Raw genomic sequence first — 26,503 nt, forward strand, 5'->3', positions numbered from 1 at the left:
TATTTTCATTAAAGGGATAAAGCTTTTATTTTCACGTGTAAATAGGGATATAATGGGTTCGTCACAATCCCAGGTTAGGCTTAGGAGGGCCTTAACCATGACTGACTACTTCATGTTATCGTTCACAGGTATGGTTGGTAGTGGTTGGTTATTCGCTGCACTTGGCGCCTCCGGCGCCATGGGTCCAGCATCACTCCTGTCCTGGGTAATAGCCGGTATATTCTTTATATTCATGATATTCCCCTTTGCAGAACTCGGTGGTCTCTTCCCATTCAGTGGTTCTCTGGCTAGGTATAATCATTACAGTCATGGAACAATTAGTAATTACCTACTGGCCTGGGCATACACGCTGGGCGCCATTACCACAGTCAGTGTTGAGGCCGTAGCAATCATTGAGTACGCCAGTTACTACGTACCACAATTCTGGAATTCAACACTAGGCGTATTAACACCACTTGGCTTAGCCGTCGCTGCGGCATTAATACTTCTATTCTTCGCAATTCAATTAATTGGTGTTAATATTTTTGGCTGGTTTAATAGGATAATAACGGCCTGGAAAATACTCATACCCGGCCTAACAATAATACTACTAATCGCCCTATATTTCCACCCAAACTACGTAATTGGTAAGTTACCAGGTGGTTTCGCACCATACGGCTACTCAGCTGTTTTTGCTGGCATGATTACTACAGGCATTGTCTGGGCGTATGAAGGTTTTAGGCAGGGCCTTGAGTATGCCGGTGAGGGTAAGAATCCGCAGAGGGATGTGCCGTTAGGATCAATACTCGCGTTAATAGCTGCTATAATACTTTACATATTACTTGAGGTTGCGTTTATTGGAGCCGTCAATTGGCAGGCAGCTGGTGTGAAGATCGGTGATTGGCAGGCACTTGCATCGAGTAGTTGGCAGGCTCATCCGTTCGCCAGTGAGGCTATGGCAACCGGCATACCAATACTAATGGGTCTTGCTGTATTGCTCCTTATTGATGCTGCTGTATCCCCAGCAGGAACATTAGCCGTTTATGTTGGAACTAGCGGTAGGAATGTATACGGTATGTCCAGGGTTGGTTACATACCAGAGTTCTTCTCACGAATACACAGGAAGTTCCAAACACCCTGGGTAGCTCTCACGGTCGCTACGGTAATAGGTATTGCATTCATGGCGCCATTTCCAACGTGGTACGCGATAATGTCCTATTCAACGGTAATGACCGTTTATGGTTATTTGCAGGTTGGTATAACCAATCACGCCCTTAGGAAGATAGCCCCTGACCTAAGGAGACCATTTAACCCACCTGCCTGGTACATATTCTACCCACTCAGCTTCATTGTTGCATCATTACTTATTTATTGGTCTGGTTGGTCATACGTTAACGCAATAATAGCGGGTGTTGTGCTTGGATTCCCACTACTGCTTCTCGGTCCATATAGGTCAGAGCTTAAACTAACACGTATTTCATCAGTAGTGTTCGCAGTGGTTTACTGGATAGTCTCATCATTACTTATTACTGGTTGGTACCTGAATTGGTTCGCGAGCCTAGGCATGATTGGTTCATTCGTGACTTACTGGACATTAATAACCCTGGTTCAAGTAATAAGCTTACTATACCTATGGTTCAGATCTAAGCACCCAGATATTAGGGCTGCCTTCTGGGTGCCAATATACAACGTCCTACTCGGCATAATATCATACATAGGGTCACTCGGGCCCTTATCAACACCATTAGTGCCATACCCATGGGACTACGTAGCAGCAGCAATACTAAGCCTAATAGTATACTTCATAGCCATAAATTTAGCCTACGAAACAAAAGACCTAAAACAAATAAAGGAAAAAGGACTACCAATAGAATAATAGGCATAAATAGCTCATAAAACCTAGTATATCCCTTGATTCATTTTACATAAATTAAATGGTAAAATAATTTGACTATTTTATTTAATTTTTGTAATTAAGGTTCAATATACTTTTAAATTAATATAGAATAGACAATATTTAAATTTAAATGTTATATTATTGGGATAATTTATATCTTTTGTCGTTTATTTGGCGCATTATATATCAGGATATTTTTCAGTAGATTTAATTAATATAATTCCTTGCTTTTTAATTTTTCTATTTCTAATAACCATTATCTATATATTAATACGTAGAAAGATAGTTCATGATCTTCATGATTTTTGTATATTCTATAACGGAAAAAATACTTTAAAAGATCTTAATAGAGGTAATTCTATGGCGAATCCACCTGAGGCTGGGCCTGAGGTTGGTGAAAAGATAGCTGTTCAAAGTGATAAGCAGTTAAGGAGAGCCTTAAGTCAATGGGATATCGCGTTTTTAGTTATCGGTGCAATGATCGGTAGTGGTTGGTTATTTGGTTCGCTTGGTGCAGCGGCCACGGCAGGGCCTGCAGCCATACTATCCTGGTTAATAGCCGGTTTCTTAATGGTTTTCATAGCCCTTGCCTACACTGAAATCGGTGGTATGTTACCTAAGAGTGGTGGTATTGTTAGGTACCCACAATATACACATGGTGGCTTTGCCTCATTCATAATGGGTTGGGCCTACTTCTTAAGCGCAACCACTGTTGCGCCATCTGAGGCTATAGCTGCTGTGACCTACATGTCAAGCTATTTACCGCAGCTAATGTCTAATGGCTTATTAACCCCACTAGGCACCCTGGTGGCTGCCGTTTTAGTAGTGTTCTTCTTCCTGCTTAATTGGTATGGTGTTCATGTTATGGGTAAGACGAATACGGCTGTTGGTTGGTGGAAGCTAATAATACCATCACTGACCTTCGTTCTATTGATGGCATTGGCAATGCATACGGTTAATTATACGGGCTTAGCTGGTGGGTTCATACCATATGGCTGGTCTGCTGTTTTTCTGGCAATACCAACCACGGGAATAGCCTATGCCTACCTAGGTTTTAGGCAAGGCATTGACTATAGTGGTGAGGCTAGGAAGGCAACTGATGTGGTTTGGGGTACGATACTTGGTTATGTAATTGTAATGCTCATATACGTAATGCTCCAGTTATCGTTCGTTGGTGCAGTCAATTGGAGTGCGGCTAAGGTTAGTCCAGGTAATTGGCAAGCCCTATCCTCCTCAGTACTCAGTAGTGGTCCATTCTATGAGATAATGGCCACGAGTGGTATAGCAATACTCGCGGGTTTTGCAGTGATACTTCTCATTGATGCCATAATTTCGCCATCAGGCACTGGCTGGATTTACATAGGTACGACGGCGAGGACAATTTACGGCATGGCCGCTGATGGTCACCTACCACAAGCATTCCTGAAACTTAATAGGTATAAGGTTCCACTATGGCCTATGATAACGGCCTTAGTACTTGGATTATTATTCCTGTTACCGTTCCCGAGCTGGTTTGCAATATCATCTTTCATAACAACGACAACAGTATTCACATACATAATAAGCGGTCCATCATTAATGACCCTTAGAAGGACAGCACCAAATGCCAATAGGCCAATTAAGTTACCCATAGCCTCGATTATTGGCGCAATAGCCACGATAGCTGCCTTCCTAATTGTTTATTGGTCTACTTTCTACTACTTATGGTTTGCAACAGCCCTTATACTCTCTGGGTTGCCACTATTCTATATGTATACAACAGTTAATAGATATGGAGCGAGTAGAATTGCGGCGATAATTTCAGGGTTGATATACTGGGTAGTATTGGTTATATCAACTTACTACTTAATATATGTGCCATTTGCTGCACCAACTGGTTGGCCTGCTTCATCACCGATCACAATGCTAAAGTTGGAGCCTACTCATATAATTGATTTTGTAACTTACGTAATAATAATGATTGGTGCTACGGTCGGATTAACGCTGTACGTTATATCAACGTCTAAGGATCGTGAAATCGCAATGAAGCATGTGAGGGCTGGTTGGTGGGTTGTGGCAACTATATTTTCAGCGTTTATATTATCGTTCCTAGGTTCGTTCAGTGTCTTCCAGACGCCAATAATACCATTCCCATGGGACACCGTTATAGCGGCGTTAGTGGCGCTTGGCCTGTACCTCTATGGTTCTTATAGTGGGATTCTTACTGAGGATCTTGTTGTGGCGTTGAGGGAGCTTGGAGGCGTTTAATAAGTTTCATGGATGAAGACTTATCAAAAGGAAGTCATATTTTTGACTATAAAACAAATAAATCCAGAACTTTTTTGTCATATTCGTGCTTGGGAAATACCCAGTATTTCCACCCACCGATCAGGAGTTTGAGGATCAACCAAGGCTAGGTAAGTACGATGTTATTGTGATAGGTGGTGGAGGAGGTGGTTATCACGGTGCCTTTGAATTGAGCAGGGGTGGCCTTAAGGTTTTGATGGTTGATGATAAGGGTAATTTAGGCGGTAATTGTCTTTATGAGGGTTGTATACCATCTAAGTCTGTTTATATGACGATTTACCTAATGGAGAAGATAAGGGGCATACTAAATAGTGTTGGTAATAAGGATATAAATGCTGTTAGGGTTCTTTGGGAGAATGCTATTGATCATAAGGATCATGTTCAGTACATTAGGTATCTACAGCATATTAGGGAGATTAAGGAGCATGAGAATGTGGATTTTGTGAAGGGCATTGCGGAAGTCATTGATGCTAATAGGGTTAGGGTTAAGGCTATTGATGGTTCCTGGACTAAGGATGTTGAGGCAAGGCAGTTATTAATAGCTACAGGATCAATACCAATAAGAATACCAGTACCTGGTGCTGATTTAACGATTGGTAGCCAGGAATTATTCGGCTATAAGACAAATTATAGAAAGATTCCTAGTGATGTCTTGATTATTGGTGGTGGTTATATAGGAGTTGAGGTTGCCTCAGTCCTTGGTTCTATGGGGATTAAGGCCACAATAGTTGAGATGCTACCTAGAATACTGGCTGGTTGGGATAATGAGATTGTATCAAGAATTGAGGAAAAGCTTAGATCTAAGGGAGTTGAAATATTCACTAACTCTAAGGTCGTTGGTATTAAGAAGGAAAGTGGTCAGAAGATTGTTGAATTCGAGAGACCGGATGGTAGTAAGGGTTATGTTACTGGTTCTGAGGTTATAATGGCAGTTGGTAGGAAACCGTATGTCGAGGGCTTGGATAGGCTTGGCATTGTTGAGAAGGGGCGTGTTGAGGTTGAGTCATCAATGAGGACTAAGGCGCCAAACATATACGCCGCAGGCGATGTCTTGGGTAAGTACATGCTTTATCACTCTGCTGTTAAGGAATCCGTAGTCGCTGCATGGAACATACTCCACGGCAAGCCCATTTATGAGATTAACTTCAACTCAATACCAATGACAATATTCACAGAACCTGAGGCTGCAATGGTGGGTTTAAATGAAGAGACTGCCAAGGCCAGGGGTATTAATTACGTAACCGTTTCATACCCACTTGAGGATGATGCGTATGCGCAAATAATGGGTGTTAGGGAGGGTTGGGTCAAGTTGATTATTGAGAGGGAGAGCCAGAGAATTATTGGTGGTGTTATTTATGGCGAGGCAGCCTCATTATTAATTAATGAGATTGCTCTGGCGGTTGCTGTTAATGCTAGGGTTAAGGATATAGCATTACTTGCTCATCAGCATCCAACGATCTTTGAGTCCATTGATAGAGCAGCCATTAGGTTTGCCTTATAATTTTACATAAAAATTGTCATCATTAGGTTAAGAGACTCATAATTAAATGCATTCTCTTAGGTATTAGGGATAGGAATTCTATGGCAACGTTTAAATTCTGGTATTTAGTACTTTATGCCGTGAGTGAGAATTACTTTGATAGGATTAGGAGCGTTTATATGAAATTGAATAATATGTTCTTTAAATATGAAAACGAAGTTCTCGGCGCATTAATGGCAACATTATCAAGGGAAAATTACCTACTTGTTGGTCCACCAGGTACTGCAAAGACTACACTGGTGTATGCATTATCTAAGTTGCTAAATGCCAAGTGGTTTTATAGGCAGTTGACGAGATTCACGGATCTCGAGGAGATTCTCGGGCCAATAAACATAGCCAAGCTACTAGATGGTAAGGTAGAGAGGATATATGCAAATTCAATAGTCGAGAGTGAGTTTGCATTGCTTGATGAGATATTTAATGCATCGAGCGCAATATTAAATACATTATTATCAATACTTAATGAGAGAGTTGTCTATGATGGTGAGAAGGTAGTGCCCGTAAAGACCTGGACCGTCTTTGGAGCAAGCAATAGAATTCCGGATGAGGAGGAATTGCAGGCGCTCTATGATAGATTTCCACTGAGGGTGTTCACGGAGTGGGTTAGTCCTGATGATACTGAGCCATTAATAATAAAGGGTTGGGAGTTGAGAATGGATCTTGATAGGATGGAACCATTGGCTACAATGGATGATGTTCAGGCTGTTAATAAGATAATAACAGAGTACGTTTATGATCATATAAAGGATATATCAAAAGTCATAAGTCCCATAATAGCCAATTACGTGGAGCACATACCAATTAGTAATAGGACCAGGGTTAAGGTGCCCATGTACGTGGCCACATACCTAATGCTCCATGGGATAGATATTGGGCGAACTGAGTTAAGTTCATCATTATTGAGGGTAGGTACGATAAAGGTACTGAGGTATTTAGTTAGTAATAAGGATCAGCTAAATGAGTATTATTCCTTTGCAACAGTTCACATGCCCGAGGACCTATTAAGGCTTAGCGAGCTACTTAGTGAGGCTAAGGCATTGATTAATAACGAGGTCTATGATGAGGCTAAGCAGAGAATAAGGGATGCCAAGGAATTACTAAGCCAATTAAGGAGTAGGTGGGATATTGTAATGACTAGGTTATATGCCGATGAAATAAATGATCTAGAGGAATTACTGAAAAGACTTGAGGATGCGGTAACCGAGAGCAAGCAATAATTAGTGCCTACTATATAAACGTAATACATCACGTATAAGGAATACCACCGCGTTCATTAACTCAGACGGTGCATTATATAGCCTCATATCCGTAAGGATATCACTCATTAATTCATTAATGCCCTCAACAATAATATTTAAATCCCCTAACTCCCTTAACTCCTGATTTAGCACCTTCAGGTATATGTACGAAACCACAAAAAACCTAGTCCTAAAGTCATCACCCTCACCTGGCGGGCAGTTAAACACCCTAATAGGTTTCTCCCTGCAAAGTTCATTAATATCAATGCCAAGATCCCTCAAATAATTAATCAATAACTGTGGATTCCTAACCATGGACCAAAAGGATTCACGGACATTAACCACAAAGATCACCCAAGAGGTTTCTCTCTCATCAGCCTTACCGCATCAATCACCGTGAATACACGGCCTCTCCAATTAATCGATTTAGTGAACATAGTCTTAATTATTGCAAGCCAGGAGAAGTATACATTCAATATTGAGGTTAACGCCAACAGTATTGAATATCTCCTAGTTATATTAATGCCATAGAATTGATCAAGCGCCCTAATACTAATTATCCTTACATAATCCTTGATCACGCCAAGAATAAAGGGTAGAAGCCCAAGGGCGAGAAACCACGTATTAATGATGGAGAGAGATATGACAATGGGTAGTGTGATAGCATATAATGTGTAGGAAACTGCATATAACAAGAACCCCCTAAGCCCATAAACCCTGACATACCACAATTGCCTAACGGACCAGGTAAAGGCCTCCCTAATGTCTATATCCTCGAGAGATAAGACGAGGGATTCAGGAACAAAGTCTATGGCCAAGCCCTCCCTATGTACGAAGTGCGTAATTACATAATCATCACTCAGATAGTAAGGCAGGTAATCACGAACACCCCACTTATCGAGAATTCTCCTCCAAACCGCTGTAGAGCCACCCCAGGTAAACCTAGCCACTGGGTTCTGCATTGCCGTAATGCCAATCATGTTAAAACTAGCCCTTAATAATGATCCGAGGCTAAGTCTCCTAAGTGGTATGTAAAATCTATACGTTGTGGCGGCACCCGAGCCATTAATCAATGATGAAACTAGGTCCCTAAGCCAATGCCTATGAACAAGTACGTCACTATCAACGAAGACCACAACATCACTAGCCACGTGATCTAGGGCAAAGGCCAACGCCTCACCCTTACTGCGACCCCTATTAATTAACACTGAGATCTTAACATTAAACTCCTTAACTAAGTCCTTAATAATGCCGTATGCTGGATCATCCTCACTATCGAGTACAAAGATGTAGTTCCTACGGCCTGGATAGTCCTGGCTTAAGACACTGGCGATATTGTTCCTAAGATTCTGATCCAGACCTCTCACGGGCATTATCACGGTGACCCAGGGATAATTACTATCATTGATCAGTCTATTGGTATTCTTCCTATCTCTCCAGTACCTAATTTCGAAGTAGAGGGATAGTAATGATGATAGTGCCGAGGCAATAGTGATTAATGTGCCAATGATTATTAATACTAATAATGGTATTATCATTAGTGGATGATTACGATAACGATTTTTAAGCTATTACTGCTTAGTCAATACCTTCAGAACGACTGCGAAATCCTCCTCAGAAAGACCCAGCCTCTCGGCCATCCTATAAAACTGAAGTGCAAGGGAAGCCATTGGTATTGGAACACCACGTACCGAGGCCTCCTTATTAACGATATCCAGGTCCTTACGCATATGCTTAAGGGCAAACTGAACCGAATAATCACCACTGAGCATCTTAGGAACCTTCAACTCAGAGGTCGGTGACCTCGCACTCGATAACTTAGTCAATACGTCTAGAATGACGGAGTCACTCAGCCCAAAGGCCTTACCTAACTGAACAACCTCGGCCAGTGCAACAACGTAGGAACCGAGCAATGCATTGTTTATGAGCTTAGCGTAGAGTCCGAAGCCGTTTGGTCCAACGTGGATTATGGTCTTAGCAGTGTATTGCAAGACATCCTTAGCTCTGTTAAATGCCTCTTCAGAACCGCCAACAAGCACCACTATTTCCTTCCTCTCAACTGCCACGGAAGTACCAATCACCGGCGCATCAACCATGTCACTACCCCTAGACTTAACAATATTGGCTAGTTCTATTGAAACGCTTGGCGATATCGTGGACATATCTATAACTAGGGAACCAGGCCTTAAGTCATTTAATACACCGTCACTACCCGCGATAACATTTCTAACAGCATCATCATCACTTAGCATGGTGATTACCACATCGGAGACCTTGGCAAGCTCGCTTGGCACCTTAAAGGCCTCAACACCAAACTCCCTACTAAACCTTAGGGCTTTGTCGAAGGACCTGTTATATACCCCAATCAATAACCCCGCATCCCTGAGATTCTTTGCTATTCTCCACCCCATCACACCAAGACCCGCTAGTCCAACCTTAACGTTGACCATACAATGCTCAATATTACCTCCAGTTTAAATACTAATTTCGGATTGTAATTATCCAAAATGCATGGAGTAAGTGATTTATATTTTCTAAGTCATAAGCATGACTTGATGTAGTATAAATGGGTTGTCCTATCGAATACTACCATTAGCACACTGCTATCGTTCATGATCAACACAATCGCCATAATCTCACTACCAGCTATATTCAATGAAAACAGGATAAATCCACTAAGCCCAAGCGCCTTCCAATGCCTACTATAGGTTTTGATGGGTTATAACTTGGTCACCCTGGTCAGACATGTTTAGGCTTGAGTTCTTCAGGATTAGAATGTTTACAGCAGGCACATTAGCGACGACGTTCAAGTTCCTGGCCTCATTACACCTACCCTTTTGCATAAGCTCAGCCTAACCTTCACAGTGGCGGTAGCTCTGCATTGAGAGGGCAAGTATACATATACGATGAGGAGACACAATACGCAAGTAAGTAGGACTAACGTTCTGACATAAGCAATGAACAAAAAACTTAAATTCTTCATGAAGCCAACACTTAGCTGGGCCCGTAGTCTAGCCTGGTTAGGATGTCCGCCTTACGAGCGGGAGGTCCCGGTCGCGGTTAACCGCGGGGAATGTTCAAGTCCCGGCGGGCCCACCAATTTGTGTTAGTTGTGTCTATTACAATGTACTTAATTCGTTGGATTGTGATAGTAACTTGATGCGTTCATTGTGAAGTCTCAATAATGCTACCAACCTTAACGTTAACTTTACCTAGTGTATTATCCCTAACGTATAGTAGTGTACCTGCATCCTTGGTTCTTACCATAATTTTACTATCAATCTTAATGAATTCCAATGGGTACGGTGGTAATGCCTTCTCCATTATACCTATTACGGCATTACCGTTAATTAATGGTGCCAGTACTACTATCTCTACTTCAAGTTCGTTCAGTTCAACTTTGACTGAGCCATTAGCCTCAATAATACCCCACTCACCACTGATAACTTTATAATATACGTACTTACTGCTTAATTCCATGGGCATATTGCTCAGCCTAAACTCCTCGCTAATCCTTAAACCACCTCTGTTGATATTCATGAAGGCTATTACTGGGTATCCATTAACTGCTGACGCGAGTTTAAGTAGTACGGCTTCATTATATGGATCCCTAAATAAAATGTCCCTAGTGGGTAGTGCAGGTTCATTAACCCTAACAACCTCACCATTACTGAGTGTGATCCATTTAATTAATTCAACGTTTGTCTTTTCAGGCTCACGGTCAGTAATGTAGACCGGGCCTCCACTGAATATCCTCGTTACAGCTATCAACCTGGCTGATGGGTCATAGCTCATCCACATATCGTAGTCTGGGTATGCAAAGTGGTTATAGAGTAGGCTATTGTAGGTGTTCCATAACGTGTGCAACTTAGCATCTGCACGCCACATTGGGATGTAGTCCTGTGAAGCTCTCATGACGTTGCTTAAGGCATAATTACTGTAGTTTCCAGGGGACATATCCATGCAGTTCAGTATGTCAATTCCATTTGAGGCAGCAGCCAATTGAAGGGCTAGTTCAACTGCTCTGGATGCCTCGGCATCATTCGCAAAACCCCAGTAAAGCCTATGAACAATCCACTGGTTATCAACCTTAGCAAAACTAAATCCCTCACTTTTAAGTATCCTGAACCAAGTATCATAAAGCCTAAACGCACTATCAAGGTTAGGCATGGGTACATAACCCGCGCCTGTCTTATAACCCTCCACGCCGAGCGAGTTTAGGAAGTCCTCAGTAACACCTCTCCAGTACATGTTTATTGTGAACCACAACCCAGCATCCTCAATACCCAGAGCCTTCAACTCATTTACAAGGGCCTTAAAACCCCTGGGGAATTTAGAGAGGTCCGGTTTAACGTTGTTGAGGGATCCATTCCTTAATTCCTGCCATCCATCATCAATTATAATCCACCTAATAGGCACTCCCTTATCCATAAGTCCTTTAATGATCCTTATGGCACTTTCATGGCTTAAGTCATCAGTTAACAAGGCATTCCAGCTACACCATCCTAATCCATTCATGAACTTTGGCTTAGCCTTACTTTTCCTATGCTTAATGGGAGCCACAATTGAGGCTAGCTTAACAGCATTGTCAATAGCCTCATAAGGATCCTTACTGGCGCCTATTACCAAGGGCCAGCCCTTAATACCCTGGCTTGGTCTACCAGTGAATATTATTAACCTAAGCCCAGGCCCTATGAATCCCGTTAATTGACCCGAGGACAATGCTAGATAAGCCTCATATGAATCACCTAGTTTAGCTAATAGAAATACTGTGTATGGTGGTATTTCATTAAGGCCTCCTGGAAACGTCGGATATGCCCAACAACCGACCGGATCGTGCTCCCACTTACCAACATAGTTAACCTTACCTGGGTACTCAGGTCTTTCAGGCGGTGGTTCAGACCTAGGCGCCTTACCCTGGGCGACATAGCTATAGTAATTAAAGGCTCTGTCCATGAATGGACCTGCAAGGTTTAAGAGAGTCAAAGCCAGTAGACCCTGGGGCTGTCCACCAGGATTAAGGCTTATTGAGACCGGGTACTCACTTAAATCAGCTCCTTTGGATTTTACGGATAATTCAACTATGCTTCCATAATCATACCTCAATATATTAAGAAAAAGCTCAGAGTTACATAGCTTGAGAGAACCTTCAAAAAACTTAGATGTGCATTTCTCACCATTAATGAAACTTACGGTCAATGATCCTTCGAATGAAGTCCACATGCTTGCTTATGGCAAAGCTTCGAGTTTAAAAATGCCACTTCTTTTAACAGGTATAATTTATGCAGTGACTCTTGTAAAGCACGTACGTCTCTGATGAAACCATATATCGTTAATTCCTTAAGTTATTAATAATGATTTAACTATATTTTAATTACGGCCAGGGATTAATAGAAAACGAATTGGTGGGCCCGCCGGGATTTGAACCCGGGACCTCCCGGTATCTGCGTTATTTTATTATATCATATCAGCCGGGCGCTCCAACCTGGCTGAGCTACGGGCCCTTCAGGGTTAGTGCCTTATTCGTATTTTTATGCTTTTCTTCCCTGCCCTTCCTGTGAATAACCTTTATTATTGTTGCCTCTACCTATTATTTAGTATGGGTAGTAATGTTGTTAGTGTTGGTAGGCTTGTTATTAGGTTGTTACTTGAGTGGATTCTTCTTGCCATAATTGGTGTTTTGATTTATGTTCTATACATAAACATTGTTTTTTACATAATACCCGTTAGTTGGAAGAGTGTTCTTTTGGCCTACGATAGTGTTGTTAGGTCTATAATCATTGTAACGATTGGTGTCGTTCTTGTTTGGGACACTGGGAGAAGGATTAGTGATTATATTAGTAAGTATGATAGTGTTAAGGGTACAGTACTTAAGTTCGTGCTTGATACAGTACTTATCGTGGCAATACTGATAGCATTGGCAGTAACCTTTGAGAGATTTGGGCTCTCCGTAGCGGCTTTCTCAGGCACTGCGGTTGGTATTATTGTTGGTCTCGCGGCGCAGCAGACCCTATCAAACGTTATTGCGGGCATCGTCATAATAATGACAGGTAGGTATAAGCCTGGAGATAGGGTTACCATCGTTAATTGGAGGTATGGTATAATAAGGGTTATGTACCCACATGAGGGGTTACCAAATGGTTTCACCGGCATCATTAGGAACATAACCCTAATGTTCACTGAAATGGTTAGTGATGGTGGTTGGGAGTATACGATTCCTAATTACGTAATGCTTGATGCATTAATAATACATAGGAATTTAGCGCCATTTAAGCGTATTAGGGCTAGGATTGACTTACCATCAAGTGTTGATCCCTGGGTCTTTGAGGAGAGGATTAAGGAGTCGCTTAGGGATGATAGGATTAAGAGCATTAGGGTTAAGGTTGGGGAGACCTGGCAAAGCATTAACCTATACCAAGCAATTATTGAGATTCTAGCTGATGGTAAAGCCGATGGTGAGGAAATAAAGGATCTCGTGCTTAGGGAGGCTGTGAAGATTAGGAATGAGTTAGGTAAACAATAATAATTATTTTAATGCCAGGAGAAACTAAATAAATTTTTTATGTTCACAGAAGGTATTCGAATTCATCAAGCCCTAGTTTCTTGAGTGCATCCCTTGTTGGTTTACCATCGATCCAACCTCTCAACTTATAATACACCTTAATGCCTTCATCAAACATCTTAGCTGCTGAATGGCCCTTGGCAGGTCCATCTGGTATTGGCTCCCTCATCCTAGGCGGCAACTCATCCTTAATCCACCTACCCTCCCTAACCCAATGCAGTCTCTCGACATTGAATATCCTCTCGCCAATCATGAGGACATCTTGTGGTGTTAGATCCCAGCCGAAGGCTGCGTTGTATAGGTCTGCGAAGTCCTTCTCGGTATCTATGTTTGGCATTAGGTTCTCGAATTTGCAGAAGACCGTGGAGTCGACAACGGCAAATATATCCTGGTTCCACTTAACTATCCTGGCTTGCTTCTCAATACATTCCTGGGTCTCACAGAATGGATCAACTTTCTCAGGAACTCCGAATATCTCCCATGTTGGTGTGTATGCCTCCAAGTGATCACCACCCCTATTAGCTGTGTAATAGGCTATGGCAAAGCCCTTGAGTGCCCTTGGGTCATAGGCAGGCAATCCCTGACCCCTCGAACCAACAAAGAGCTGTGGCATTCCGTACTTAACAGCAAGTCTATAATCGCCTTCAGCTAAGTCGTCACCGATGCCATCCCTATACGCAATCTTGTATATTAGGTATTCAAGAGCACCCGCATCGCCCCAGTCAATATCTAGGTTCAACTTACCATTTTTGGCTAGTTCCACAGCCATGGATAGTGTATTGCCTAGGCTTATTGTATCGAGACCGAGTTCATTAGCGAGCTTCTGGAACTTCATATTTGCCTCGGGATCCGTCAAGCCAACATTTGGTCCAAGGGCCCAAGTATTTTCGTACTCCTGCTTGACGTATTTCTCAGTAACTGTAAATTTGAATGGTCCCGACTTAACTGTCGGCATTTGTGTGCAGGCTATTGGGCAATTGTAGCAACCGTGGGTCTCCGTTGGGTAATGATCCTTTATGTACTCCTCACTAACTGGTGTTACATCCTTAAGCTTCCCAGTACCACTAAAGTTATAGTGAGGTAGTGCACCTATTGACTGTACAATGTTCATTAACACGTTTGTACCGTACTTATGAAGGACCTTTGTCGTATCATGTGTCGCTATTCTCTTTACAATGTCCGTATTAACCTTCATGAACTTAGCCCTATCAACAAGTTCCTTATTTAGGTCCCTAGTTCCCCAAACCAATATGCCCTTGAGTAGCTTACTACCCATCACAGCGCCAACGCCGCCCCTGCCCGCAAACCTCTCATAATCACTCATCCTAATACCAGCAAACTTAACAAGGTTCTCACCTGCTGGTCCTATCACTGCTACACCGGCTTTTGTCTCGTCTGGTGGGAAACCGTTTTCCTCAAGTATTATACTAGTGGACGCTCCAGTCCACTTGCCCCAAATGTGTTTTGCTGGTCTTAGCTTTGGTTCTCCATCCTTAATGACTAGGTATACCGGTTCATCCGCCTTACCCTCAATTATCAATCCATCATAACCGGACTTCCTAAGCCAATATGAGAAGTTACCACCTGCGTTTGCATGAGTATAAACGCCATTTAATGGTGATCTAGTGGTTACATTTACCCTGCTTGAGGATATTGTGGCTATACCGCTCAATGGTCCTGAGAATATGAATAATTTATTGCTTGGACTTAATGGGTCAATACCTCTTGGTATTTCCTTGAGAGCCATATATGCCGCTAATCCCCTACCGCCAAGGAACCTCTTTAGAAGATCCTCCTTTATTACCTCCTCAGTGAAGCGTTCCTTTGATAGGTCAACTCTCAGTATTCTGAAAACGGTCATAAACTACCTAATTAATGGGTAGTATATAAGTGCGTTGTTATCGATAATTTAATAATATTCAGTTAAATATATTCATATAAATATTATTAACATACCTGGGTAAATTAGTACGTTAAGGATAAGTGTTAAAATTCTGAAGTGAATTACGGAAGTCGAGGTATAATGGTAAAATTCCCATACTGGGTCATTGAGGGCGCGTTGGCAGGTTCATCAATGCCTCTTGATGAGGATACTGTGGCTATGTGGCATAGGATGAGGATAAGGGCCGTGGTAATACTTGTTGAGGAGTGGGAATTCGCTATGGAGGGTTGGGACTTTCATGAATACATAAGCGTACTTAAGAAATTCGGCATGGATTACCTACACGTACCCACGAGGGATGGTTACGCACCTCCTGAGGACGTTCTCTACAGTATCGTTACCTGGATTGACAGGAACATAATGAGTAGTAAACCTGTGCTTGTTCATTGCCACGCAGGCATTGGTAGGTCACCCACCGTGATAGCGGCATACTTAATGTATAGGAGGAGTTTGAGTGCTGATGATGCTATTGAGGTTGTTAGTAGATATAATGATGAATTAACAATAACTAATGAGCAGTACCTAGCCCTTGTGGCCTTTGAGCATTACCTACGAAATATTAAGAACAGTGATACTAATACTCCTTAGTCCTTATTAGGGATCCTAAAACCACCAGTAATGCACCAGCGATCATTATTATCGAGCCATATATGGCAAGCGCCGTGGGACTACTTGGCGATAATTCTAGGAGTAGTATTACGGCAATCGTGGTTAATGGGCCGATTGATGCGTTTAGGTTCCATCCAAAGGCTACGGCACTCCACCTGACCTCTGTCGGGAATATTGACGTGAAGTAAAGCGTCTGAGGAGCCGCGGCTAAGCCGAATAAAATACCCATTAGTAGGCTTGTGTATGTTGATAATGGGTTCAATGTAAATGCTAAATAAGCAATGAATGGACTCGACACTAATAGAAGTGCTGATGGTGCAATGAAGGATCCCCTAATACCTAGCGTCCTTACTAAGAATCCACTGAGTAACTCCCCAATCACTGCTCCTATGCCACCATACATACCAAGCACTAAGGCCCAGGTATACGCCTTATTGGCAGGTAATTGGAGCTTTGGTGCTATTAGTTTCGGCATTACATAAGCCCAATAACCTGACCCACCGTAGTAATAAATCGTTAATCCCAAGTTAATAAGTATTAATGCTATGAATGGCACCCAGTACCGAGATAAAACGACGCCCAATGGCACCTTAACAACACCCTTAGACTTAATCTGTTCAATCCACTCAAGTGATTCTGAGCCCCAAAGCCTAATTATTAGGGCTATTATGGCGGGTAATGCGCCCGTTATGAAAAGGATTCTCCAACCATAAATACTAAAGGTTTGGGGCATTGCTGACTTTACGCTTAGGGTTACGAATGATGTTAGGAAAACGGCCCAGGAAAGCCCTGAGTACATAACACCATTTATGTAGGGCCTAATGGTCCTAGGAGTTAACTCAAGCGCCCAGGTTGCACCACCACCAGCCTCACCACCAAGTCCAATACCCTGGAGAAACCTCATTAGGTACAATAGGATTGGCGCTAATGCTCCAACGGTATCGTATGTTGGTAGTAATCCTATGAAGAGTGTTGCTAACCCAACAAGTGCTGCATCTAATATTGTGGCTAGTCTTCTGCCATGTACATCGCCAATCCAACCAAATATTATTGCGCCAATGGGCCTGACGAAGTATGTTGTGGCGAAGGCACCCCAAGTCTCTATTGCGCCTATTATGGCGATTTTTGATGGGAAGAAGTACATCTCTAGTATTGGTGCTAGTGATGCGAATAGTATGATGTCGTAATACTCAAGGCCCCAAACAAGCATTGTACTGATAGCAGCAAGTAGGCTTTGCTTAAGTGTTAATTGTTTTGGCGTACTGCCAAACACGTGGATGCGTTCTTGCACTATTTAATATGCTTTTTCCCTAAATTCATATGGTAGTTTGATTTAAATTAGGCATATTAATAAGTCAATATTGTGGTGATTAATTGAGTATTAAGAGCCTTGTTGATGCGTATGATCAACTGGATTCCTTCGACCTAAGGGTACTTAGGGTTATTGAGATTGGTCATAGAAGGTTTGAATTTGTTCCTCTCGAGGTTATTGTTGATTGGAGTAAGAAGCCTGAGGAGCTGATTGATAGGTCCCTTAAGAAGCTTAATGCCCTTGGCATGGTGATTAGGTACAGGGGTAATTACACGGGTTATAGGTTGACCTTTATGGGTTATGACTCGCTTGCACTACATACCCTGGCTAAGAGGGGGATTCTCGAGAGGGTTAGCCCGACGCCGATAGGTGTCGGTAAGGAGTCCGATGTATATGCTGGTGATGCCATTGGTGATGGTAAAGTTGTGCTTAAGTTCCATAGGCTTGGTAGGACGAGCTTTAGGCAGATTAGGAGGTTTAGGTCTTGGATTGGTAATAGGAGACACATAACCTGGCTCTATGAGTCGAGGCTTTCGGCACATACTGAGTATAAGGCATTGGTTCTTGCCTATAATGCTGGGCTTAATGTACCTAGGCCAATAACGGTTAATAGGCATACTGTGGTCATGTCATATATAAATGGTGTACAATTGTCTGAGGTTGGTGATGTTGAGGATTCCGAGGATTTGTATTGGAGTATTATTGAGAATATTAAGAGGTTATTTGCTGATGTGGGTATTGTGCATGGAGACTTAAGTGAGTTCAATATAATGATTGACTTAGATAGTGGTGATCCTTATATCATTGATTGGCCCCAGTGGGTTCCGAGAAATGCGCCTGGTGCCTTGGATATGTTACGTAGGGACATAATAAATATAACTAGGTATTTCATGAAGAAGTTCAAATTTAGCATTGATTCTAGTGAGGTTTATAGTTATGTTGTTGGTAATGTGGAGGTTAAGGAGGAGAGTCTTGAGAAGGCGCTTGAGGAGTTGCTTGGTAATGAGGGATTGAGTGAACTCATGGGTTCAGAGAAGGAGGAGGAATTTGAAGATGCATAGGCATAAATGTGAGTAAACAAATTTAAGGGTGGTAATTATTGAATTTGATAAATAATTACTATGTTTATTGAGGAATTGAGTTCAGGCCCTGTAATTGGGATTGACATTAACGGTAGGAAGTTCTCATATGCAATACTCAGTAATGGTGAAATAATTGAAAGGGGCGTTATTGAACCTCAAGACTTAATAAAGATGGTTAAGAAGGTAAGGCCTAAGGCCATAGCCATTGATAATATTGGTGAATTAATGGAATTAAGCCCCTCCGTCATCAAAAAACTTGGTAGGCTTCCATTCAATGTTTACTTAATCCAAGTAACTAAGGTTAGGCCTGATGTTGATGAGACCATGGAATCCCTTGTAAACAAGTACTTTGGGTTAAATATCACGAAACTTGATCCAGATACCACGGCCGAGTACCTGGCGAGACTTTGTGCAATGGGTGTTGGGTCCATTGTTAAGGTTTATGAACCTGAGACTAAGATAGTCGTTAAGGCGGCAATATCAACAACACCAGGTGGCATGAGTAGGAATAGGTTTGAGAGAAATATTGCCCATAGGATTAGGTACCTGGCCAAGGAGATTAAGGAGAAACTTGAGGGTAGTGGCCTTGATTATGACATGTTCATAATGCCTGAAAGTGAGGGTTTGAGGTCCGTAGTATTCATCGTGTATGCTGATAGGGGTGCTGTTAGGTCCGTAGTTAGGCCTCGTAAGAGTATGGACATTAAGATAATAATTGAGTCCGTACCTACTGACTCAATAAAGTTTGTTGAGTTAACGGAACAGGAGAGTGCGGAGAGTATCAGTGCAGTTAAGGATAGGAAGTTGATTGTTGGTATTGATCCAGGCATAGTCACTGGTGTGGCTGTGCTTGATTTGAATGGTAATGTATTGGCATTACATAGTGGTAAGAACCTAAGCAGGAGACATGTGCTCAAGATTGTTTACCAATACGGCATACCCATCCTAATTGCAGTGGACACCGCCAAGCCCTCTGATTACGCTAAGAAACTTGCTGCAATGGTCGGTGCGGTACTTTATAACCCAGACAGGGACTTAAGCATTGCTGAGAAGAGTGAGATTGCCATTAAGATTTCCCGTGAGCAGGGAGTTACGGTTAAGGATCCACACATGAGGGATGCACTTGCGGCCGCCTATAAATCATTCATTCAACTAAAGCCGAAGCTTGATAGGGTTGAGGAGGAGGTTAAGAGGGCGTATGTGAGGGCTATTGATGATGCAAAGGCGCTTGTGATAAAGGGTATGTCAATAAAGCAGGCAATTGATGAGGTTAGCGGAAGGATTGAGGTTCAACCTCAACAGGAAGTTAAGTTGGTTAGTCCTGAGAAATGCGAATGTGAATGTGATAAGTTGCGTGATGAGTACGAGAATGTTATAAAGGCTCTAAATGCCGAGATTGAGAGACTGAATAAATTATATAATGAAACTAGGGAGAGGGTCGAGGAATTAATTAATAATTATGATATTGAGGTTAGGAAGGACCAAGTTGTTAGGTCTTTATATGCTAGAATTGACATGCTTGAGGGTGATATTGAGAAGTATAAGCTTAGAATTAAGGATCTTGAGAATAATATGAGGAACTTAATGAGCAATTTCCTAGAGTATCTTAGAGGTAATAAGTACGTATTAATAAGGTATTCCGAGGGACTTGATCTTAATTCTATTGTTCAAATACATAATTCCATCCTGGTTATGAGTATAGGCGAGTTAATGAATGTGGGTATTGACAAGTTGATAAATATTGGTGTGAATTCCATAGTATTGACTGACATTAATGATAAAAATGTATTAAGGCCCGTATGGAAGAGGGGACTAAGGGTAATACCGCTTGGTATGGTTTATGATGGGTCATTAAGTGATGTTATGTTCATAGACAGGGCTGTGGTAAATAATGCAATAGAAAATCTTGGTAAGGAATTCCTTAGTGCTCTTGATGAGGATCGCTTAAGAAGAATGATTAATGATTATAGGCGTTTAAGGAGTGGTGCATTAGAATAGTGATACCTTGCTCTTAACCACTAGCTCCGTTAATGTCGTTATATTATCTAACTCCTCATTAACTATTCCCTCAACCTCATTCCTAATTTCACCACTTAATGTAATACCGAGTTCTGGAATAACCTCCACATTAGCCACTAACGGTTCGTTTATCGGCTTACCGATCTGGCTTAGTAGGTAAACATAGACTTCTCTCAATCCCTTAACCTCACCATAGATTCTCTCGGCAATCTTATTGGCAAGTACGTTATAGAGCTTACCAATGTGGCTAACTGGGTTCTTACCTGCCGTAGCCTCCATGGTCATTGGTCTCATGGGTGTTATTAAGCCATTAGCCCTATTGCCGCGCCCTGTGGCTCCATCATCACCATGCTCCGCTGAAGTGCCGGTGACTGTTAGATAGAATATTCCATGCTCAGGTTTATCAGCAGCATTAATCGTTACATCAACCGTTAAATTCGGCGTGATCTTCGCGGCTAGGTCAAGTACTTTATTCTTAACTTCATCCTTAACATTTAGGTAATGATCCTTATCCTTAACGAGTGATGAAATTATTGCTGAGGCTATTGTTAACTTTATGTCCTTACCAATCCTGAGGCCCATAACCTTCACGTCCTCGCCAACCTCAGGAAGCTTAGCCTTAAACTCCCTGGAGTTAAGTAGTCTCTCGGTCTCAAGCACTAGTCTCTCCGTGTCCGTTAGTGGCGCAAAGCCAACACCAATTGATGTATCATTAGCCAGTGGAATCCTTATCGCCTTAACACCAAGCTCATAAACACCCACTAAGTCAGTGGAACCCATACCAACTCTATAATCAATGACTACGTGCTTATCCGGATCAAGAAATCTAAGGTTATTCCTTATCCAATCCTTAATTGCTGATATTATTATTGTACCAACGGGGACCTTCTCAACACCAGTGATCGTCTTAATCTCCGTGGTTACCCTACCAGCCACAAGTATGTATATTGGCTGAATAACATCGCCACCACCAAACCGTGGACTAGCCTGACCACCAACAATAAGCACCTTATCAACATTATGGTGAAGGATTACACCGTACTTCTCCAGGTAATAACTTGATAAGGCCCTACTCACGGCCTCAGATGATGCATCAGCAATATAGTCTGGGTGGCCAAGGCCCTTCCTCTCAACCAACTCAACATTTAGCTCAGAAACAGGTTTCCTATCTATTGTATTTATGGTTATTGTCCTAGCCATGCCCATCACCCCATCGTCTCCTCCGACGTTATATACAATACCTGTGTTCCCCTAATAACTAACCTACCATATTTAACAACCACATTCTCACCCTTTTGGTCAAGCTCCTCACCCTCATCAATTATCAAGTTCATACAATCGTCATAATTCACAAGAACGCCTCTCAAGACTTTATTGTTCTTAAGCCTTATTGTTACATGCTTACCAACCAGCTTTTGCAACGTTTTCATTGGTTGTTGGGGTCTCTCCATTAATGACGTGTCGAGAAAGCCTATATTTAAATCTTAGCACCCTCTAAGAGTGTTAAAAGTAACAATGTTAGGGCTATATATAGTATATACTATGTGTTACTCACTTTCAATTCTAGAGTACTCAAGAACCCTATCGATTAACTCAATATGAGCAAGTAAAGTCCTTCTGCAGCAATAACGCGTAACGCCCAAGTCATCAAGGACCTTCTCAGGATTCTCACCCTTAAGAACCCTCTGTCTAAATGGCTCCCAAAGATGACCAAGTGGTCTTCCACAAGTCCAGCACCTAATGGGTACAATCATTAAGGAACGCAGCAATGAGCCCCTTTAAATTATTTTTGTGCTGGATTGAGGAATATATTACGAAGAATCATCTATACGCTTTTTGCCTCTTGCTTCTGGCGTGTTTTAGACCTGGTTTCTTGGGTTCGGTTCTTCTTGGGTCTCCCTTAATCATCGATGGGTCATAAGTCATGTAGAGCTCAAGAAGCTTAGAATCCTGGAAATACTCAGCTAAGCCCCTTGCAATAGCCATCCTAACGGCTGTTGCTTGTCCCATGAAGCCGCCACCCCTAACGTTAACATCAATATCAACCTTACTCATTAATTCCTTACCAGCGAGTAATAATGGTTCCATCATCCTCATCCTAGCCATCTCAATGGGCCAAATCTCAATTGGTACGCCATTAACCCTAACCCTACCAATGCCAGGTTTAATTACGGCCTTGGCAATAGCCGTCTTCTTCTTACCAACAGCAATAACTACCCTAGTCCCTGCAACCTCCTGTGCTGTTGCATTCGGTATCGACCTAGGCAATACTGAAGACTCGCTACCCTGTTCACTCATGCCTTATCACCCTTACCTTGAGCCCTTTTAAGTCTAGCCTCCCAAGTATCCTTAGCCTTCTTCCAAGCTTCATATTGTATAGGCTCTATGTGGCTCCAGAGTTCCTCAAGTGTCACGTACTTAGCACCAGGTCTAATAGATAGCAATGCACCCTTAATAATGACCTTATCGACGTTCATATACTGCGGAGGAACACCCATGAAAACCTTAATCCTCTTATAGGCCTGCTTACCTCTGAGTTCCTTTCTTGGTAACATGCCTCTAATGATCCTTCTCAATATCCTATCAGGCTTCCTAGGTATCTTTGGACCAGCCTTCTCAGGGTTATAGTGCGTTAGCCACTCACTTATCCTAGTCTTATACCAATTAAGCACCATGTTGAAGTCACCGGTAACGACAGCTCTCTCAGCATTGACAACGATAATCCTCCTACCCTCAAGCGCCCACTTAGCCACCACTGACGCGAGCCTACCAACAACGTGATTAGTAGCATCGATAACGATCTCATCTAACTGTGGAGGATTCCTATCAATAATTATTACTTTATTGCTCATGGCAATCACCCTAAATAATGATCTTAACATTGCTACCCTTATTATTCCTCCTAACAAGCTCAGGTATTGTAATCGCCTCAGCACCAACCCTCTTAATTACGTTAACTGCGCCTCTGGAAAAGGACCAAGCAGCTATTGTGATCTTCTTATTCAATGTTCCATAACCAAGTACCTTACCAGGTACAATAATCACATCACCATCATTAGCAAGCCTATTAATCTTACTAATATTAACTTCAACTCTATGCCTAGTTGGCTTCTCAAGGAGGTCAGCCACGTAGTCCCAAATTGCGGCCTTATACTCATTAGCTGCACGCCTAAGGAATCTAATCAACATACGAAGCTCCACGTTAGTAGGCCCCGTTGGATTTGGCGACATGCGTGATAACGCCAATACAACCCTTTTTAAATAATTCGCAGCCGTAATTACTAATACTTCACTCCTCAGTAAAGCTCTCCTCTTCACCAAACTCCTCCGGTACTTGGGTCGCTTTCTCAGTCTCCTCAGTCGTTAATTCACCGCTCGGTGCCTGGCCTCTTGATAATTCAAGTTCCAGTTCACTAACGAGTTCCTGGAATTTACCCTTGAGTATCCTAAAGCCCTCCCTAACCATATCCTCAACGGGCATGTTTCCGAAGCTCTCAACCCAAAACACGTACTTATTCTCATCCCAATCAACCTTCAACGCTGAACAAACCTGTTCGCAGGTCTTCCACTTATTGAATGTACACTTGAGTACGTCATGAATCATTATCGAGCCATCATCCTTAATCTCAAGGGCGCCATTACATATCTCGGTACATGCCATGCATTTATCATTGGCCTTATCAACAACACTTACCTTAGGATAGTAATAATAGGCTGCTAAACCGGCCTGCCACTTGGCATGGTTCCTAGCCCTACCAAGCTTTGCGTAGGCCTCAAGAACTATCTTCTGGCCAGGTACTAACTTAACGATGGGTACATCCTCATAAACAGGCCTGACCTCCGGATCATCGGACTTTAAATCTCTACCATAAACGACAACTGGTTCCTTAGCTTCCACATTAAGTTCAAACCTAACCTGGCATAGACTTGGATCAACAAGCTCCTGTTCGCATTCCTCAATCTTAGGCAGCTTCTTTAGGTCTGTCTTTATTGGTATCATGGAGAGCCTATGTGCAAGTACCTCGTCGTAGAGGACCGAGGTGTTATCCAATATTATTACCTCATCAATTGCTAAAACAGGCACATCGGAAATGAATACCCTACGTAATGCATTAATTAGCGGTGGAGTAATCCCATCCACTACCGCCTTCATGTATAAGTCTGACTTCTCAATAACCTTTACTAAGACCACGAGATGAAGGATTGCGGTTTTGAGTAAATAAACATTTCTTGCCCTATGCATTTAATGGCTTCCACTAAGCACTGCGTCTAATTGCCATGGCTATGCCAGTGCCAATAAGCACTATTAGTAGGTTCACGGCAAGAGCGATAATGGCTATAAACACGAAATGCCCAGCTATTGGGTATAATGGGGACATTGCAGAGGGCTTATGAGGCGTTATGAACATGTAAATACCGAGTCCTAGCCCAACAGCCCAACCAGTCATGAGGGAGTATTTATCGAGCCTATCCGTAACTAGGCCTAGGAATACGGAAGGTAAGGTCTGCGTAATTATTATGCCACCCAGTAATTGAAGCCATATTGCATAGGTTGCTGGAACGATGAAAACAAAGCCCAGGGCTAGGAACTTGAAGATCACTGATGCCCATTTAGCAGCCCTTGTCTCTCCCAGTGGCGTTATCCTTGGGTATATGGGTTTAATTATGTTCCTAACCAGTAGGTTTGCCTGAGCCATTGCCATTATTGCGGCGGGTACGAGACCACCAACGAAAACACCAAGTAGGGCTAAAGCCGCAAGCCACTCAGGCAGTGCAGCTACTGCCAATGTTGGTATTACTAAACTACCCCTAGCAGATGGTGGGAATAGGCTTAGTATTTTCATGGCCTCTGGGCTTCCGTATACCAATATGCCGTACATTGCAAGTAATGCCAGTGCTATGCCGTATATGGGCAGTAGGGCGGTGCTCATTGCAAGCTTTTTATCGCTCTCGGCACTTAAGGCACCATTAACAGAGTGTGGGTATAGGTATAGGGCTAGGCTGCTACCCACCCAAAGTGTTGTGTATGTTATGAAGTATGGACTCTTCAATGTGGATACTCCAGTTGGTAACGCCTTAAGTGTTGCTGCCTTAAAGGCTGCTGCAAAGCCGCCGGGAATTACGAAGGGGACAGCCACGAGTATTGCTATGACACCTAGGAACACGAGTGCGTCCTTAAAAACAGCCGTTAGGGTAGCGCCTCTAAGTCCGCTGGTGTATACGAAGGCTGCTAATATTATGAAGGAAATTGTTAATGCTATATCGCTTACCATCTTAACGTTCTTAACAATGCCAAGGAGCATTATCGTTAGGACCGCCTGCATACCAACTATTTGTAGGGCTATGTATGGGAATTCAGCAACAACTCCAGTGGCGGCAATAAAACCAGCCAGTAACTTGCTCTTGAACCTATCCTGAACAAAGTCAGCGGCCGTAACATAATTTCTTAGCCTACTCCATCTCCAGAGTGCTGGCATTGTAACCGCGGCCAGTGCAAATACCGTAGCTACGTATGGGACAGCATAGAAGTAAAGAGCACCGCTGGCAAACACGCCAGATGGTACTGCAACGAATGTATAGGCCGTATAGAGATCGGCACCAACCAGGAACCAGACAAGGAATGTACCTAGCCTACGACCGGCTAAAGCCCATTCATGTAATTGACTAAGATCACCTCTACGCCATCTAGCGCCATAGAAACCGAGGAATATGAACACTATAAAGAACCCAAGAAATATACCCCAACCTAAAGGACCAACTAGTGGGCTTGCCATGCTCATCACCTCTTACCAGGGTAAAGCAGTAATACTCCAATTACGAAGAGTATTGCCGATATTAACAACCATAACGTCTGAAACCAATAGAAGAACGGAACACCACCAAGCTCAGGCTGTATTGTATTATATACCGGTAGTAATGTGTAGAGTATCCATGGTATTACAAACAATACACCGGCAATAACCTTACGCCAGGTAGATATACTTTTACTTGTTTCCGTCGCCATGATAATTATTACATAATAACGATTTTTAAGTAA

General features: G+C 42.5%; 23 protein-coding genes and 2 tRNA genes. 9 read left to right on the forward strand and 16 right to left on the reverse strand.

Translation table 11 applies throughout. The features are described 5' to 3' along the window. Window positions 1–52 precede the first annotated feature (52 nt). From ACP5L5_RS05025 to ACP5L5_RS05040, 4 genes are all read left to right on the forward strand, one after another. The gene (locus ACP5L5_RS05025) at window positions 53–1,855 is read left to right on the forward strand and encodes an APC family permease (protein ID WP_428762086.1); all 1,803 of its coding nucleotides are present in this window, start codon (window positions 53–55) and stop codon (window positions 1,853–1,855) included. A gap of 381 nt (window positions 1,856–2,236) precedes the next feature. Next, on the forward strand, window positions 2,237–4,123 hold the full coding sequence (locus ACP5L5_RS05030) for an APC family permease (RefSeq protein WP_428762087.1): 1,887 nt from the start codon (window positions 2,237–2,239) through the stop codon (window positions 4,121–4,123). A gap of 85 nt (window positions 4,124–4,208) precedes the next feature. Next, window positions 4,209–5,663, forward strand: a complete 1,455-nt coding sequence (locus ACP5L5_RS05035; RefSeq protein WP_428762089.1) for a dihydrolipoyl dehydrogenase — start codon at window positions 4,209–4,211, stop codon at window positions 5,661–5,663. A gap of 80 nt (window positions 5,664–5,743) precedes the next feature. Beyond that, the gene (locus tag ACP5L5_RS05040; protein WP_428762091.1) at window positions 5,744–6,919 is read left to right on the forward strand and encodes an AAA family ATPase; all 1,176 of its coding nucleotides are present in this window, start codon (window positions 5,744–5,746) and stop codon (window positions 6,917–6,919) included. On the opposite strand, the gene ACP5L5_RS05045 is transcribed toward ACP5L5_RS05040, so the two are convergent. Genes ACP5L5_RS05045 through ACP5L5_RS05055 form a run of 3 tightly spaced genes read right to left on the reverse strand, consistent with a single transcriptional unit; the run spans window position 6,920 to window position 9,390 of the window. Further along, window positions 6,920–7,285 carry a hypothetical protein gene (locus ACP5L5_RS05045; RefSeq protein WP_237699720.1) on the reverse strand — a complete coding sequence of 122 codons (366 nt, stop codon included), beginning with the start codon at window positions 7,283–7,285 and terminating at the stop codon, window positions 6,920–6,922. It abuts the gene before it with no gap. A 5-nt stretch (window positions 7,286–7,290) separates the two neighbouring features. After that, a complete protein-coding gene (locus ACP5L5_RS05050) occupies window positions 7,291–8,478 on the reverse strand; it encodes a glycosyltransferase (RefSeq protein ID WP_428762092.1) in 1,188 nt (395 codons plus the stop codon). 33 nt (window positions 8,479–8,511) lie between these two features. Further along, window positions 8,512–9,390 (reverse strand): NAD(P)-dependent oxidoreductase, encoded by an 879-nt coding sequence (locus tag ACP5L5_RS05055; RefSeq protein WP_428762093.1) that lies wholly within the window; start codon window positions 9,388–9,390, stop codon window positions 8,512–8,514. Window positions 9,391–9,940: 550 nt separating this feature from the next. Between ACP5L5_RS05055 and ACP5L5_RS05060 the strand changes: the two genes are divergently transcribed. Beyond that, a tRNA-Val gene (locus tag ACP5L5_RS05060) sits at window positions 9,941–10,039 on the forward strand. A 66-nt stretch (window positions 10,040–10,105) separates the two neighbouring features. On the opposite strand, the gene ACP5L5_RS05065 is transcribed toward ACP5L5_RS05060, so the two are convergent. After that, window positions 10,106–12,046, reverse strand: coding sequence for a Sip1-related alpha-galactosidase (locus ACP5L5_RS05065; RefSeq protein WP_428762095.1), 1,941 nt, complete (start codon window positions 12,044–12,046; stop codon window positions 10,106–10,108). 297 nt (window positions 12,047–12,343) lie between these two features. Beyond that, window positions 12,344–12,444: transfer RNA gene (locus ACP5L5_RS05070), tRNA-Ile, on the reverse strand. Window positions 12,445–12,539: 95 nt separating this feature from the next. On the opposite strand from ACP5L5_RS05070, the gene ACP5L5_RS05075 reads away from it, so the two are divergent. Beyond that, window positions 12,540–13,463, forward strand: a complete 924-nt coding sequence (locus tag ACP5L5_RS05075; RefSeq protein ID WP_428762097.1) for a mechanosensitive ion channel family protein — start codon at window positions 12,540–12,542, stop codon at window positions 13,461–13,463. A 43-nt stretch (window positions 13,464–13,506) separates the two neighbouring features. Here the strand turns inward: ACP5L5_RS05075 and ACP5L5_RS05080 are convergent, their stop codons facing one another. Continuing rightward, the gene (locus tag ACP5L5_RS05080) at window positions 13,507–15,363 is read right to left on the reverse strand and encodes an aldehyde ferredoxin oxidoreductase family protein (RefSeq protein WP_428762099.1); all 1,857 of its coding nucleotides are present in this window, start codon (window positions 15,361–15,363) and stop codon (window positions 13,507–13,509) included. Window positions 15,364–15,525: 162 nt separating this feature from the next. Here ACP5L5_RS05080 and ACP5L5_RS05085 point away from each other — a divergent pair, with 162 nt between their 5' ends. Beyond that, window positions 15,526–16,032: a protein-tyrosine phosphatase family protein gene (locus ACP5L5_RS05085; RefSeq protein ID WP_428762101.1), complete on the forward strand. Its 507-nt coding sequence runs from the start codon at window positions 15,526–15,528 to the stop codon at window positions 16,030–16,032. Here the strand turns inward: ACP5L5_RS05085 and ACP5L5_RS05090 are convergent. Next, window positions 16,019–17,326 carry an MFS transporter gene (locus ACP5L5_RS05090; RefSeq protein WP_428762102.1) on the reverse strand — a complete coding sequence of 436 codons (1,308 nt, stop codon included), beginning with the start codon at window positions 17,324–17,326 and terminating at the stop codon, window positions 16,019–16,021. The genes ACP5L5_RS05085 and ACP5L5_RS05090 overlap by 14 nt on opposite strands. 101 nt (window positions 17,327–17,427) lie before the next feature. On the opposite strand from ACP5L5_RS05090, the gene ACP5L5_RS05095 reads away from it, so the two are divergent. Both ACP5L5_RS05095 and ACP5L5_RS05100 read left to right on the forward strand, forming a co-directional pair. Next, the gene (locus ACP5L5_RS05095) at window positions 17,428–18,426 is read left to right on the forward strand and encodes an RIO1 family regulatory kinase/ATPase (RefSeq protein WP_428762103.1); all 999 of its coding nucleotides are present in this window, start codon (window positions 17,428–17,430) and stop codon (window positions 18,424–18,426) included. A 60-nt stretch (window positions 18,427–18,486) separates the two neighbouring features. Then, window positions 18,487–20,445 (forward strand): DUF460 domain-containing protein, encoded by a 1,959-nt coding sequence (locus ACP5L5_RS05100; RefSeq protein ID WP_428762104.1) that lies wholly within the window; start codon window positions 18,487–18,489, stop codon window positions 20,443–20,445. Here the strand turns inward: ACP5L5_RS05100 and ACP5L5_RS05105 are convergent. From ACP5L5_RS05105 to ACP5L5_RS05145, 9 genes are all read right to left on the reverse strand, one after another. Then, a complete protein-coding gene (locus tag ACP5L5_RS05105) occupies window positions 20,437–21,672 on the reverse strand; it encodes a methionine adenosyltransferase (protein ID WP_428762105.1) in 1,236 nt (411 codons plus the stop codon). The genes ACP5L5_RS05100 and ACP5L5_RS05105 overlap by 9 nt on opposite strands. After that, window positions 21,672–21,917, reverse strand: coding sequence for a U6 snRNA-associated Sm-like protein LSm6 (locus ACP5L5_RS05110; RefSeq protein WP_013604333.1), 246 nt, complete (start codon window positions 21,915–21,917; stop codon window positions 21,672–21,674). Before ACP5L5_RS05110 ends, ACP5L5_RS05105 begins: the two co-directional genes overlap by 1 nt. A gap of 96 nt (window positions 21,918–22,013) precedes the next feature. Further along, on the reverse strand, window positions 22,014–22,220 hold the full coding sequence (locus tag ACP5L5_RS05115) for a DNA-directed RNA polymerase subunit N (RefSeq protein ID WP_013604334.1): 207 nt from the start codon (window positions 22,218–22,220) through the stop codon (window positions 22,014–22,016). Window positions 22,221–22,287: 67 nt separating this feature from the next. Next, a complete protein-coding gene (locus ACP5L5_RS05120) occupies window positions 22,288–22,764 on the reverse strand; it encodes a 30S ribosomal protein S9 (protein ID WP_013604335.1) in 477 nt (158 codons plus the stop codon). Next, window positions 22,761–23,318 carry a 50S ribosomal protein L13 gene (locus ACP5L5_RS05125; RefSeq protein ID WP_428762107.1) on the reverse strand — a complete coding sequence of 186 codons (558 nt, stop codon included), beginning with the start codon at window positions 23,316–23,318 and terminating at the stop codon, window positions 22,761–22,763. The genes ACP5L5_RS05120 and ACP5L5_RS05125 overlap by 4 nt, the downstream gene beginning before the upstream one ends. Before the next feature lie 10 nt (window positions 23,319–23,328). After that, window positions 23,329–23,697: a 50S ribosomal protein L18e gene (locus tag ACP5L5_RS05130; RefSeq protein WP_013604337.1), complete on the reverse strand. Its 369-nt coding sequence runs from the start codon at window positions 23,695–23,697 to the stop codon at window positions 23,329–23,331. A gap of 58 nt (window positions 23,698–23,755) precedes the next feature. Further along, entirely contained in the window at window positions 23,756–24,658 is a 903-nt protein-coding gene (locus ACP5L5_RS05135; RefSeq protein ID WP_428762108.1) for a DNA-directed RNA polymerase subunit D, read from the reverse strand. A 64-nt stretch (window positions 24,659–24,722) separates the two neighbouring features. Beyond that, entirely contained in the window at window positions 24,723–26,246 is a 1,524-nt protein-coding gene (locus ACP5L5_RS05140; protein ID WP_428762110.1) for a sodium:solute symporter family protein, read from the reverse strand. Beyond that, entirely contained in the window at window positions 26,246–26,470 is a 225-nt protein-coding gene (locus ACP5L5_RS05145; protein ID WP_428762111.1) for a DUF3311 domain-containing protein, read from the reverse strand. The genes ACP5L5_RS05140 and ACP5L5_RS05145 overlap by 1 nt, the downstream gene beginning before the upstream one ends. Between the last annotated feature and the right edge of the window lie 33 nt (window positions 26,471–26,503).

The sequence above is a fragment of the Vulcanisaeta sp. genome (genome assembly GCF_049966235.1).
Lineage (GTDB): Archaea > Thermoproteota > Thermoprotei > Thermoproteales > Thermocladiaceae > Vulcanisaeta > Vulcanisaeta moutnovskia.